The sequence below is a fragment of the Bacteroides sp. 2201st1_D9_2201SCRN_220225 genome, from assembly GCF_040928965.1.
Classification (GTDB): domain Bacteria; phylum Bacteroidota; class Bacteroidia; order Bacteroidales; family Bacteroidaceae; genus Bacteroides; species Bacteroides stercoris.
Genome location: NZ_JBCODG010000096.1, coordinates 1 through 13,531, shown reverse-complemented (window position 1 = coordinate 13,531; position 13,531 = coordinate 1). Strand labels below are relative to the sequence as shown.

Below are 13,531 nucleotides of genomic sequence, written 5' to 3'. Positions count from 1 at the left end.
TGAAATTCTTCATGTTCAGACTGGCTAGGCTATACGCTTAAAAGAAAGCTTGCCAACCGGGGAAATCCGCTGACCCAAATTTAATGCTGTCTTTAAAGGGAGCATTCCCTTTGTAACTGGCTCCACCGACGGGGGTGTTAATTTTTATATCTGTCATATTTTTATTATTTTATGGAAATCTCAATAGTTGAGATTATCCGGGTTAAACAAACAAAAAAAACATAAATGACAATATACTAAGTCATTTATGCTCATAATTTTTTTGTTTACCCTTATGTCATTAAGCATCTACCTTAAAAGACCGACATAGTAAAAAATATACCATGTTGACTGGATTCAAAAAAACTATGAGCATTCCGCTGAGTACTCATCATTTCATTTAATTCCTTATTTCTTTTAAGTTTGCTCTTTAATAGACACTTCCTCCTTTTCCCTTCAAAAGTGCAATTTTATTTAATATAATTGCTACGAAGCATCTTTTGGTTGCAAAAGTAAACGGTATTTTTCATTTATCAAAATATATGGCTCATTTTTTATGGTGTAGATGCCTATATAAACGATCTCTTATATAAAGGAGTGCAATAACTTACATTAGGTATCGCATCGCTTCATCCACTTGCTCATTGTCAAAGTAACTAAGGTAAATCTATGTAGTCCTTATCTCCCAATGCTTCGGATATAACATTAAATAGAATTTTCTTTTCTATAGTAGAGGCAAGAATAAAAATAAGTCCTATCTTTGCATTGTTGATTAATAGTTGATTAACCAACATAAACAGAGATTTATAACAGATTGATAAGCAAAGTGTTCTGCTAAATCGTCAAGGATATTCCGGTTCTGAAGGTCGTGCGTTTGAATCGCACCGGGGTCACAGGAAAATCCTTGATAAACTGTTGGTTATCAAGGATTTTTTTTATTTATATATCTCTTGGGTCATCCGTCTGTTTGTCCTTATTCAGCAAGACCCATATCTGTCGTTGCCATTCATATACGGCAAATCTCTCATCATCGGAATTGTCGGTCTTGTCAATATATGTCCTTATACTTGGGGCGGAAGGGTATTTGGTTTGGATAATATCGTCTATCAGATAGCTGTACAACCCTCTGATTTTCTTGAAAAGAAAGCATTGGAACATAAGGTTGATATATTCAGGGTTGTTGCATACATACATTTTATACGTTTGATATGTATCCGACTGCATGTAATCTGAAGCCCTGCTGCTAAGATTGGACTTCTCAAGTTCTTCTTTCAGGGCTTCTTCCAGCTTTTTGTACTCGGCAGAGTCTGTTATGCTGTACCAATAATGTTCATCGGGCTTAGTGGTTAGCTTTATCCATGTGTAGGCTTCCCAGTAATCAATTGCCATTATTATGGAATCTCTGTATTCCGGGGGCATGGCAAAATAGAGAGAATCTTTTTCCCAGTCCTTGAAAAGCGTTGCGATAGAATCAATCTTCTCTTGTTTCAGTTGTTTATATATGTCCGGTAGTTTTTCATCAAGAACGGAAGTTATTTGGAAAGCACCGCTCTCTATGCTACAGTTGACCCGTGGATTGGTTATGACAGAATCATTGAATATGAAAGCTATCTGCCTGCCTGTTGCCTTTCCCGTTTCCTCAGCCCATTTCTTTCGTTTATAGTTGCTGATTTGTCCGCTGATTACATATTTTCCGAAATAATCCGTATCCAGTTTAAGGGCGATGAAATCCTTCGTCGTTACGATAGGCTCTCTGGAAATGCTGTCCGTCTGTCCGGACAAGATATGATACCAGCCATTTTCCCGAAGCTTGTTCTGGCAAATCGAAAAATACGGCAGGAAAGAAAACAATGTCAGTATTCCAAGCAGCTTTCTCCACATAACGTCTCTTTGTTTTCTAAACTTCAATTTCAAGAATTGTCCTCTCTTTACTCTTCAGATGCAAGCGCATCCCGCACAGCTTCCCAGTTATCGCAGAAAGCCTGCATGGAAGGGAATAACAGATTGGCTCCCGCATCCAGCAGCACTTGTCCGTCCAGCGGACCGGTATTGACAGCGATTGTGAATATCCCTGCCGCTGCTCCTGCCTGGACGCCGATGGGTGCATTCTCCACGACAATAGCTTCATTGGCCTTTACCCCTGCTTTTTCCAGTCCCATAAGATAAGGCTCCGGATTGGGCTTGCCATATTTCACATCAAAGGCGGTGACCATACGTTCGCGTTGGAACATGCCGGGAAAGTTATGCGCCAGTCTGTCCAGCAGGGAGTGCTGGCCGGAACCGGTTACCAATACGGGAGTCAGCCCTTCCGCTTTTATTTTCTGTAACACTTCCCATGCTCCGGGCATACGTTCGGGTTCGGGATGTCTGTTGAATTCTTCACTTTTTTCGGCATAGATACTCTCTATCATCTCAGGAGTGGCATCTTTGCCGTATTGCCGTTGATATACGATGTTGATTGTTGCTGCTCCCGTACGTCCTTCGTGCATATAAGCTTCCTCGCGGCTCAGATGCAGACCATGACGTTCCATTACCGTATGCCATGCATCGGCATGATAAGGCATGGAGTTGAACAACACGCCGTCCATGTCGAAAAGAACGGCTTTCAGCCGGATATTGTCGTATCCGTGTTCTCTTAAATAGCGGGATATTGCTTCTTTAAACACTTGATAAATTGAGAATAAAAAATTAGAAATAGGGGAATAAAACAGAGAGTTGGGAATCAAGAAACAGCCTTTTGGTGTTGCACATGGTAATTTGTGTGCAGCCATTTCTCAATTCTCAACTCTCGATTTTTAATTTATCACAGTCTTGCCTGGATGGCTTTGGATTCTTCTTCGTAACCCGGCTTGTTCAGCAGGGCGAACATATTCTTCTTGTAGGCTTCCACACCCGGTTGGTTGAACGGATTAACCCCCAGCAGGTAGCCGCTGATGCCGCATGCTTTCTCAAAAAAGTACAGCAATCCGCCGAGACTTTCCTCGTTCAGTGCAGGAATCACGATGCGCATGTTGGGTACACCACCGTCTACGTGAGCCAGTTGTGTGCCGAGTTCCGCCATCTTGTTCACCTCGTCCACGTGCTTTCCGGCGAGGAAGTTCAGACCGTCGAGGTTGGCTTCGTCCGAAGGAACTTGCAGCGAATACTGTGTCTTTTCTACTGAAATGACAGTTTCATAAATGGTACGTTCACCTTCCTGAATCCATTGTCCCATGGAGTGCAGGTCGGTAGAGAAATCCACGGATGCAGGGAAGATACCCTTGTTCTCTTTACCTTCGGATTCACCGTAAAGCTGCTTCCACCATTCGCTTACGTAGTGCAATTTGGGGTTGAAGTTTACAAGGATTTCAATCTTCTTGCCGTTCTTGTAGAGTTCATTGCGGGTGGCTGCATAGATAGCTGCCGGGTTTTCAGCGAACGGAACATCCTTTCCGCAAGCCTTTTCCATGGCTGCCGCGCCTGCTACCAGCTTTTCGATGTCGAAGCCTGCAACGGCGATGGGCAGCAGACCTACCGGGGTGAGTACGGAGAAACGGCCGCCTACGTTATCGGGGATAATGAAAGATTTGTACCCTTCATTGTCTGCAGTAACGCGTGCTGCGCCTTTCTTGGCATCTGTAACGGCAACGATCACCTTTTTGGCCATCTCCTTGCCGCGTTGGTCTTCGCATTGCTTTTTCAGCAGGCGGAAGGCCAAAGCCGTTTCGGTAGTGGTTCCCGATTTGGAAATATTGATGACACCGAATTTCTTGTCTTTCAGATATTCGGTAAGCTCGTACAGATAATCTTCACCGATGTTGTGTCCTGCATACAGAATAACCGGGCCGGACTTCTTGTCCTGCAACCATGCGAAACTGTTTGACAAAGCCTCGATAACGGCGCGTGCACCGAGGTAGCTTCCGCCGATTCCGGCAACAACCACTGCTTCACAATTCTCGCGCAGCACTTGCGCGGTAGCTTTCAGGTCTGCCAGGTGCTCCTTTGTAATGGAAGAAGGAAGGTGTAGCCAGCCTAAAAAGTCGTTGCCTTTACCGGTTCCGTTTTCCAATGCTTCCTGTGCAGCCTTGACTTGGGCTTCGTAGGCGAAAACATTTTCTTTGGAAATGAATCCAAGAGTCTTTTCAATGTTCAAACTAATCATAATATTATAGGTTTTAAATTCTGTATTTTGTCCTTGCTGTCCTCTTTTCCGCATTACCGGAAAGAGTCAGTCAGTAACTTGATTTCAATCATCGGTGAGATGCGCTCATATAAGATGTTGTACACAGCATCCAGTATCGGCATGTTCACGTGGTAATGCTTGTTGATTTCCTTGATGCACTTGGTTCCGTAATAACCTTCGGCTATCATTTCCATTTCTATCTGGGCACTTTTTACGGAATATCCTTTACCTATCATCGTACCGAACGTACGGTTACGGCTGAAGTTGGAGTATCCCGTCACCAACATGTCACCCAGATAAACGGAATCGCTGATGTTTCTGTTCAGCGGATGTACGGTTTGCAGGAAACGGTTCATCTCCTGTATGGCGTTGGACATGAGTACCGCCTGGAAATTATCGCCGTATTTCAGTCCGCTGCAAATGCCGGCGGCAATGGCATATACATTTTTGAGTACGGAGCCGTATTCGATACCTGCCACGTCGTTGCTTACGGAAGTCTTGATGAATGAACTTGCCAGACGGCGGGAAAACTTGTCCGCCTTGTCTATATCGGGACACGCTATCGTGAGATAGGAAAGCCGCTCGAGCGCAACCTCTTCCGCATGGCAGGGACCCGCCAGCACTGCGATATTTTCGGTAGGAACACCGTATTCTTTCGTGAAGTATTCCGATACAATCATGTTGTCATCGGGTACGATGCCCTTAATGGCAGTGATGATGAACTTATCCTTGATTTTTGTCTTCAGCTTCTTCAGGTGAGCCTTCAGATAAGGAGAAGGAGTTACAAAGATAAGCGTATCCGACTCCTTGACTACATCGTTGATGTTTGAGTTGAAATTGATACGCTTGGTATCGAACTTGACGCCCGTCAGGTAGGCAGGGTTATGACCGAGACGCTTAAAATCGGCAATGCGGTCGTCGCGCCGCATATACCAATTTATAGTCTCTTCTTGTGCCAGTACCATCTTTGCAATGGCAGTGGCCCAGCTTCCTCCGCCCATAATGGCTATCTTACCGGGTAGTTTCATTTCTTAGATTTTCTCAACCCAACCTTCCACATCTTTCACGGTCGGATTTGCCAGTTCCAGTTTATATTTCTTGTTGATGCCGCAAATGTCCATGTGCAGCTTTTGCGGGTTTACATCCTTCATGTCGCTAACCAGGTTGTAGCCGGCTTTCTGGATGACTGCCACCCATTCTTCGGGGATACCCAGTTCCATGAATTTGGCAGGCGCGTCTTTCGGAGTGACCTTTTCGGGGCGCATCTGCGGGAAGAACAATACTTCCTGGATGAATGCCTGTCCGGTCATCAACATCGTCAGACGGTCGATGCCGATACCGATGCCTGATGTGGGAGGCATACCGTATTGCAGCGCTTTCAGGAAGTCCTGGTCGATAAACATAGCTTCGTCGTCACCCTTTTCACTCAGTTTCAACTGCTCTTTGAAGCGTTCTTCCTGGTCGATGGGGTCATTCAGCTCACTGTATGCGTTGGCCAGCTCTTTACCGTTCACCATCAGCTCGAAGCGTTCGGTCAGTCCGGGCTTGCTGCGGTGCATCTTGGTCAGCGGGCTCATTTCTACCGGATAGTCGGTGATGAAGGTAGGCTGTATGAATGTGCCTTCACAGAATTCGCCGAAGATTTCGTCTATCAGCTTGCCTTTGCCCATAGTGTCGTCAATCTCCATCTTCAGTTCGCGGCACACCTGGCGGATTTCTTCCTCGCTCTTGCCGTTGAGGTCGTAGCCGGTCTTTTCCTTAATGGCATCCAGGATGGGCAGGCGGCGGTAAGGAGCCTTGAAGCTGATGGTCTTTCCGTCGATGGTAGTCTCTGTGCTGCCGTTTACTGCGATACAGATACGTTCGAGGAGTTTCTCGGTGAATCCCATCATCCAGTTGTAGTCCTTATACTGCACGTACAGCTCCATGCAGGTGAATTCCGGGTTATGGTTTTTGTCCATACCTTCGTTACGGAAATTCTTTCCGATTTCGTATACACCCTCAAAACCGCCTACGATAAGTCTCTTCAGGTAAAGCTCGGTGGCGATACGCAGGTAGAGGTCCATATCCAATGAGTTGTGGTGGGTGATGAAGGGGCGTGCGCTTGCACCGCCGGGGATGGATTGCAGAATCGGTGTTTCCACTTCCGTATAGCCGGCTTCGTCCAGTACGGCACGCATGGTCTTGATGATTGTGGCGCGTTTCAGGAATGTTTCCTTGACGCCGTCGTTCACGATGAGGTCCACGTAGCGTTGGCGGTAGCGCAGTTCCGGGTCGTCGAACGAGTCGTAGGCCACACCGTCTTTATATTTTACGATAGGAAGCGGTTTGATGCTTTTGGCAAGCACGGTCAGCTTCTGGGCATGGATACTGATTTCGCCCATCTGAGTGCGGAATACAAAGCCTTCGATACCGATGAAGTCGCCTAAATCGAGCAAGCGTTTGAATACGGTATTATACATTTCCTTGTCTTCGCCCGGACAGATGTCATCGCGGGTGATATATACTTGGATACGGCCTTTGGAGTCCTGTAATTCGATGAAAGAGGCTTTCCCCATGACGCGGCGGCTCATGATGCGTCCGGCTACGGATACGTGGCGCGGTTCGGCGTCGTCTTTGAATTCTTTTTTAATATCGGTAGAGAAAGCGTTGGTTACATACTCTGCTGCGGGATAGGGTTCGATACCCATCGCGCGAAGTTCATTCATGCTGTTGCGACGAATGATTTCTTGTTCACTTAGTTCTAATACGTTCATTTCGCTATAATTCACTCAATTTGGGGACAAAAATACGAAACATTTTTCAGATAGCGAACCTTTAGGGGAATTTATTCGCCGTATGCTCCGTGTGCTCTGTGGCAGGTTGTGGGATAATCGCCGGGTAAGTTCTCGGGAGAAGGAGCCTTGGGTCGAGCTTGATACGCTTTCTTCCCTGTCTCTGATACGCTTCCGGTAGGAGAGAGTGCGGTTCTTCCTTAAGACGGGACGCGATACTTGCTCACCTGACGAATTTTGAGTACCTTTGCGCCCTCGAAAAAACAGGTAAAAAGTATGGCAGGACAAAAAACACCCACAGCGTTGGGCACGGAGAATATAGGTAAATTACTGATGCAGTACGCCGTTCCGGCAATCATCGCCATGACGGCATCTTCCTTATATAATATGGTGGACAGTATCTTCATCGGTCACGGTGTGGGCACAATGGCTATTTCGGGACTGGCGTTGACTTTCCCCTTGATGAACCTTGCAGCGGCTTTCGGTTCGCTGGTAGGTGTGGGAGCGGCTACGTTGATTTCCGTCAAACTCGGGCAGAAGGACTATGACACGGCGCAGCGGGTACTGGGCAATGTATTTGTGCTGAATATTCTGCTGGGTGTGGCTTTTACGGTGGTTGTAATGGCATTCCTCGACCCTATTCTTTACTTTTTCGGCGGCAGTGACGAGACTGTGGGGTATGCGCGCGATTATATGCAGATTATCCTTCTCGGCAATGCCGTTACGCATCTTTATCTGGGGTTGAATGCGGTGCTGCGTTCTTCGGGGCATCCGCAGAAGGCGATGTATGCCACCATTGCCACGGTGATTATCAACACGATACTCGACCCGGTGTTCATCTACGGTTTCGGCTGGGGCATTCGCGGGGCGGCCATTGCTACGATTGTTGCGCAGGTCATATCATTGATATGGCAGCTCAGGATATTCAGCAATAAAGACGAACTGCTGCATTTTCACCGCGGTATTTTCCGTTTGAAGCGTAAGATAGTCTTCGATTCACTGGCTATCGGCATGTCGCCGTTCCTGATGGATATGGCGGCATGCTTCATCGTAATCCTTATCAATCAGGGATTGAAAAAGTATGGCGGCGATTTGGCTATCGGCGCTTTCGGCATTGTCAACCGGCTGGTATTTATCATCGTAATGATTGTAATGGGACTGAACCAGGGAATGCAGCCCATTGCGGGCTATAACTTCGGAGCCGGACAGCATGCCCGTGTCATCAAGACTCTGAAACTGACGATAATCTATGCAACCTGTGTCACTACTTTCGGCTTTATTGTAGGTATGCTCTTCTCCGACTGGGTAGTGAGTATCTTTACTTCGGATGCCGAACTGATTGCCCTTTCGGCAAAGGGCCTGCGCATTGTGGTGATGTTTTTCCCCATTATAGGCTTTCAAATGGTTACCGCTAACTTCTTCCAGAGTATAGGAATGGCGAGTAAGGCAATATTTCTTTCCCTTACCCGCCAGATGATGGTGTTGCTGCCTTGTCTGATAATTCTGCCCCGTTTTTTCGGTGTGGCAGGCGTTTGGTACAGTATGCCGATTTCCGACTTGCTGGCCAGTCTGATAGCGGGCACGATGCTGGTGTGGCAGCTCCGCAAATTCAAGGCGCAGGCATAAGGCGGTATTGTGTTAAAACAAAGATACTTACCACCGGTCTCTTTTCAGCTACATCCAACTTTCATCAGTTTGGCAGCGGAACCATGGGTCTGCGTCCGTGATTCAGTTTCAAGCCTGCTTTATAGGACTCCGGACCGTGCAGGTTCTTTATATCCATCTCACCGAGATTGACCAGAATGCCGCGTGCCATGAGGCCGGCATCTTCGTTTGCTTTGCGCGGAAGTGTTTCGGCTTTGTCTTTCAGGTCTGCCAGATGCACGCGGATGGCGGGCTGCATGGCTTTATCCAGAGAGAGGCATTCCAGCAGGGAATAACCGATTTTTCTATCGGCTTCTTTTGCCGGATAATTCAGGCGTTCGATGCCTTTGGCGGTTTCTCCCAGATAAGCGGCGGCATAGGCGGCTTCGCAGGCTATGTAGGGGTCGGCATCCTTGAGCAAGGCAAGCAGAGGTGCGGGACAGGTTTTCAATTCTCCTTTGGCTCCGAGTTGTGCCAAACCGACGGACGCCCAATAGCGCATTTCGGGATATTGGCTGGACAGTGCTTTCTCGAATACGGGAGCATCGTCTGCATGGGCTGTACCTGCCAGTTCTACGAGGTTGTACAGCTCATTCAAGGGGTATTTCTCTTTACGTACTTTGTCATACAATATCACATTCTCGCGAGAGGTGGGTATGAAGAAACCCAGGTCTTTGGTGGCGCGGATATGGTTGGAAAGGGCTGTACGCATCTTTACCAGTACTTCTGCGTATTCGGGAGAGTCGGACAGGTTGTGCAGTTCACCGGGGTCTTTTTCAAGGTCGAACAGCATTTCGGCAGGATGGGCATTGAACGTCTGCGCCCAGTCGGGGTTGGTGTTATGTCCGCCTAAAACCAGCTTGTCCCATGCTTTGTTGGACGGCATGCCCCATTGGTAGTAATTGCGCAGGGCAAACTGACGGTAGGGTATGTAGCTGCGGATGTATTTGAAACGTCCGTCGGTTGCGGCACGTACCGGCATAAAGTGGTGCAGTTGGTTGGCCGCCAGTGCGAACTGGATTTCACGCTTTTCATCGGACGCGTACTTCCCGAACAATGCCTTTCCCTGCATGTGTTTGGGCGGTTTTACGCCTGCAAGACTAAGTACGGTAGGTCCCAAGTCTGTGAAGTTGACCAAAGAATAATCTTTGCCGGATGCCTTTTCTCCCGCCAGGTGTTGCCACTTGGGCGGGAAGTAGGCTATCAGGGGCACTTCCAGACCGCTTTCATACAAATAGCCTTTGCCGCGTGGAACGCAACCGCCGTGGTCGCTGAAGAAGAAGATAATCGTGTTGTCGTCCAATCCTTTTTCTTTCAGGTCTTTCAGGAAGAATCCCAGCCATGTGTCCACATCCTGCACGGCTTCCAGATGGCCGGCATAGTCGGAACGTACTTCGGGCAGGTCGGGCACGTAGGCGGGTAGGGTGAGCAGTTCCGGATAAATGCCCTCTTGGGTGTAATCTCGCCGTCCGTCGGTATGGAAGGTGCGGATACGTCCCATGTGCGAGGTCACCGTATTGTATACGGCAAAGAAAGGCTGGTCTTTACCACGCTTCGGGCTGTTGTAAGAGGCTTCTCTCGTACATTCGTCCCAGCAGCTTTTGTTGTCCGTGGTGGAATTGTAGTGTGTCTTGCTGTTGTTGGTGCAGTAATATCCGGCTTCACGCAGCCATTGCGGGAAGAAGATGTTTGCCGGGGTGTCGTATGGAACCGGATGGACATCCATTCCGTAGGTCGAGGAGTAGCAACCCGTAATGAGCGATGAGCGTGCGGCCGAACTTTGCGGGGCCACCGACCATGCGTTCATGAATTGTATGCCGCGGGCAGCCAGACTGTCTGCATTGGGGGTGTGCACATCCTTGTTGCCGTAGCAGCCGAATTCGTAAGCACTGGTATCTTCGAAGGTGAGCCAGAGAATATTGGGCCTTTCGTTTTTCTTGTTGTCTGCCGCATCCGCTTGGGCGGTATGCAGCCCGCAGAAAGCGGTACACATGAGTAGAGATAAGTTTTTCATGCTATATTAAATGTTAGTTTTACATGTTATATCGGTTTTTCAGTAGTGGTTGCTAAGGTAGGGCATTTGTTCTGATAAGCATGCCTGATGTGTTTAAAAAGCTGCTAATATTGTTTTGGCATGCAGGTTTTCAACAAAATTGATGAAGATTCAACAAAATTGCAGAACCGGTAAACGTATGTTGCGGTGTATTGGAGAAAATAAGGACGCTATATTACCGGAATGTCTTACTTTTGAAAAATAAATCTAATAGTGTATAATGGTATGAGAAACATCGTTTTTATAGTGATTGCGTTTGTACTTTCTTTCTCGGAACGTGTATGTGCCGGAAATCCCGTTTATTCAGACAACTCCTTGCGCAATGATGCGGAGAAACTGCTGGTGGAGTGGGTGGATGCTCTGCTGGCCTACCAATGCGAAGGGCTGCATCCGTCGCTCGACGGCGGTATTCTGTGTCCCGCCTGTGCCCGCATTCACGGACGGATAGGAGACACGGTTCTTCCTCTGATGTATCTGGCAGACAAAACCGGCAATGACAAATATCTGCTTGCCGCCAAGAAACTGATGAAATGGATGGAGAACGTGCACCGTCCGGACGGCTCCTGGATGAACGATGTACACGTATCCGATTGGAGCGGGACTACCGTATTCGCCGCTATTGCTCTGTATGAGGCAGTGCATTACCACGGGCATCTGCTGGATGACTCTACGCGTAACCATTGGAAAGAGCAGTTGTTGGAAGCCGGCGAATTCATGATGAAGAATCCGCAGATGTACAGCCGCCGTATGCAGGGGAGTATGAAGCGCCTGAACAATGTGAACTATTCCGCTTCGGTGACGTATGCCTTGCAGGCTCTCGGAGAGATGTTCGACCGTCCGGACTTCAAGGAGGAAGCCCGGATTGTTGCTTCGGACTTGAAGAAGTTCTTTACGGCGAACGATTTCTTTTTATACGGCGAAGGACCTAAAATATGGACACCTACCAAGAACGGCTGTCTCCCGGTGGACTTGGGATATAATGTAGAGGAATCCTTGCCTAATCTGGCTTATTATGCGCTTATGGTGAACGACCGGGAGTTGCTCTCCATCGTGGAACGCTCCATGAATACCCATCTGGAATTTATGTTGCCCGACGGTGCATGGGACAACAGTTGGGGTACGCGCAGTTTTAAGTGGACATATTGGGGCGGACGTACAAGCGACGGCTTTATGGGCGGTTATTATGCCATGGCCGCGCATCATCCGGAGTACCTGGAGGCTATTCGCCGCAATATACAATTACTGAAAAAATCGACGGATGACGGTTTGCTTCATGCCGGACGCGATTATCGGGCCTCTGGCATTCCGGCTTGTATTCATCATACCTTCGGACATGCCAAGGCGCTGACGGCTTTTCTTGAGCTTCCACCCGTCAAGACGCAACAATACAAGGCATTGCCGCGCGATAATGCTTATGGGGTAAAGTATTTCCGGGATATTCGTACATGGCTGGTTGCAGAAGGTCCGTGGCGTTCTACATGTACCGGTTTCGATGCGGAATATAAGGTAAAAGGAACTCATCCCATGGGAGGCGCCGTTTCTCTGTTATGGCACGAACAGGCTGGTCCGGTATTTGCCGCTACGACCAACCGGTATGCTTTGATAGAAGCACCCAATATGCAGAGCAACAGCCGGAAGTATATAATGAGCGGAACGCCGCGGGTTGAAATGGTGCAATACGGAACGATTTACAGTAATCTCGATGATTTGGATACGGATATTGCTTATACCAAGGAAAAGAATATGCACCGTTTCCATGTCAATACCCATCTGGTGGATGCCGACCAGCAGACTCCGGTTCAGGGAGCGATTCCCGTAACGTTGGATTATGTGTATTCCCAACAGGGCTTGTCGATAGAAATGGAACATTGCCCTTTGACCGCCTGCCTGGTTTTACCGGTTATCGCCGCGCCTTCGGAAGTTGTGGATATTACGCCGGAAGGCATGCGCCTTCAGAAAAAGGACGGCGTGTTGGAGGTAGTTTGCGTGAACGGCAGAATGAAGGTTGCTCCTACCGATAAAGACGGACGGATATTTAATCCTGTGCCGGGCTTTTCTTTCATTCCCTTGCAGGTTTTTCCGGATAGTCCGGATAAGAAAATTCAAGTTAAAATCATGTATAATTAATGTATTTTTTATTTTCTTTGTTCTGTGTTAATAATGTAATATGTATGAAAATATTTCGATTTTTATTAGTATTATGCGGAACATTGTTTGCCAGTATGGGGCTTGCCGGTGAAATAGACGGTATGCGTTTCATACATATCGGTTTGGAAGAAGGGTTGTCGCATAGTACCATATTCGGAATCAATCAGGATAAAGAAGGCAATCTGTGGTTTGCCACTTATGACGGATTTAATAAATATGACGGTTATAATTTTACTGTCTACCGGCATCAGTATAAGAATCCGAAGAGTATAGCCAGCGATATAACCCGTTGTGTCGTCATTGACAATGATAACCGGATATGGATAGGAACGAGAGAAGGCTTGTCGCTTTATAATCATCGCAAGAATGAATTTTCTAATTTCTTTTATAAGAAAAAGGGACAAAATGTAACAGTCAGGAATATTGTGCCTATGCAGAAGGACTGGCTTATGCTTGGGACAACCGAAGGTATTTTACTTTTTGGCGTGAAAGGAGAACGTTTCCTGAATGATACGTTGTCGGCTACTTTACATTCGTTGAAACCGTTAACGCTGCTCAGGCAAGATGATGATATTTTTATTGGCACTAAAGGGAAGGTATATATGTATTCATTGCAAAACGGAGCATTGGAAACATTACTTGACCTGCATGACAAGGTGCAGATAAACAGTATCTTGTGCCAGACTCCCAATCGGATATGGGTAGCGACTGAAGGCAACGGGCTGTATCTGTATGATGTAAAGAACAAAAAGCTGGATAACTATCGTTATG

Annotated in this window: 9 protein-coding genes; 3 read left to right on the top strand and 6 right to left on the bottom strand. The window is 47.4% G+C overall.

The window, feature by feature from the left end:
• Positions 1-918: 918 nt before the first annotated feature.
• The 5 genes from AB5903_RS20265 to lysS form a co-directional block, all read right to left on the bottom strand.
• The gene (locus AB5903_RS20265; RefSeq protein WP_005657309.1) at positions 919-1,860 is read right to left on the bottom strand and encodes a hypothetical protein; all 942 of its coding nucleotides are present in this window, start codon (positions 1,858-1,860) and stop codon (positions 919-921) included.
• 47 nt (positions 1,861-1,907) lie between these two features.
• Positions 1,908-2,645, bottom strand: coding sequence for an HAD-IA family hydrolase (locus AB5903_RS20260; protein ID WP_060385474.1), 738 nt, complete (start codon positions 2,643-2,645; stop codon positions 1,908-1,910).
• A 137-nt stretch (positions 2,646-2,782) separates the two neighbouring features.
• Positions 2,783-4,120, bottom strand: a complete 1,338-nt coding sequence (locus tag AB5903_RS20255) for a glucose-6-phosphate isomerase (RefSeq protein WP_040316250.1) — start codon at positions 4,118-4,120, stop codon at positions 2,783-2,785.
• 53 nt (positions 4,121-4,173) lie between these two features.
• Complete coding sequence (locus AB5903_RS20250; protein WP_005657304.1) at positions 4,174-5,169, bottom strand: NAD(P)H-dependent glycerol-3-phosphate dehydrogenase; 996 nt, start codon at positions 5,167-5,169, stop codon at positions 4,174-4,176.
• Between the two features lie 3 nt (positions 5,170-5,172).
• Complete coding sequence (lysS, locus tag AB5903_RS20245) at positions 5,173-6,897, bottom strand: lysine--tRNA ligase (RefSeq protein WP_117857092.1); 1,725 nt, start codon at positions 6,895-6,897, stop codon at positions 5,173-5,175.
• 294 nt (positions 6,898-7,191) lie between these two features.
• Between lysS and AB5903_RS20240 the strand changes: the two genes are divergently transcribed.
• Positions 7,192-8,541, top strand: a complete 1,350-nt coding sequence (locus AB5903_RS20240; RefSeq protein WP_118399456.1) for an MATE family efflux transporter — start codon at positions 7,192-7,194, stop codon at positions 8,539-8,541.
• A gap of 64 nt (positions 8,542-8,605) precedes the next feature.
• On the opposite strand, the gene AB5903_RS20235 is transcribed toward AB5903_RS20240, so the two are convergent.
• Positions 8,606-10,573: a sulfatase gene (locus AB5903_RS20235; protein ID WP_118399455.1), complete on the bottom strand. Its 1,968-nt coding sequence runs from the start codon at positions 10,571-10,573 to the stop codon at positions 8,606-8,608.
• A gap of 264 nt (positions 10,574-10,837) precedes the next feature.
• On the opposite strand from AB5903_RS20235, the gene AB5903_RS20230 reads away from it, so the two are divergent.
• Positions 10,838-12,739 (top strand): hypothetical protein, encoded by a 1,902-nt coding sequence (locus tag AB5903_RS20230; RefSeq protein WP_368118178.1) that lies wholly within the window; start codon positions 10,838-10,840, stop codon positions 12,737-12,739.
• 44 nt (positions 12,740-12,783) lie between these two features.
• Positions 12,784-13,531, top strand: a 748-nt coding sequence (locus AB5903_RS20225; RefSeq protein WP_368118176.1) for a two-component regulator propeller domain-containing protein, incomplete at its 3' end; no start/stop codon positions are given.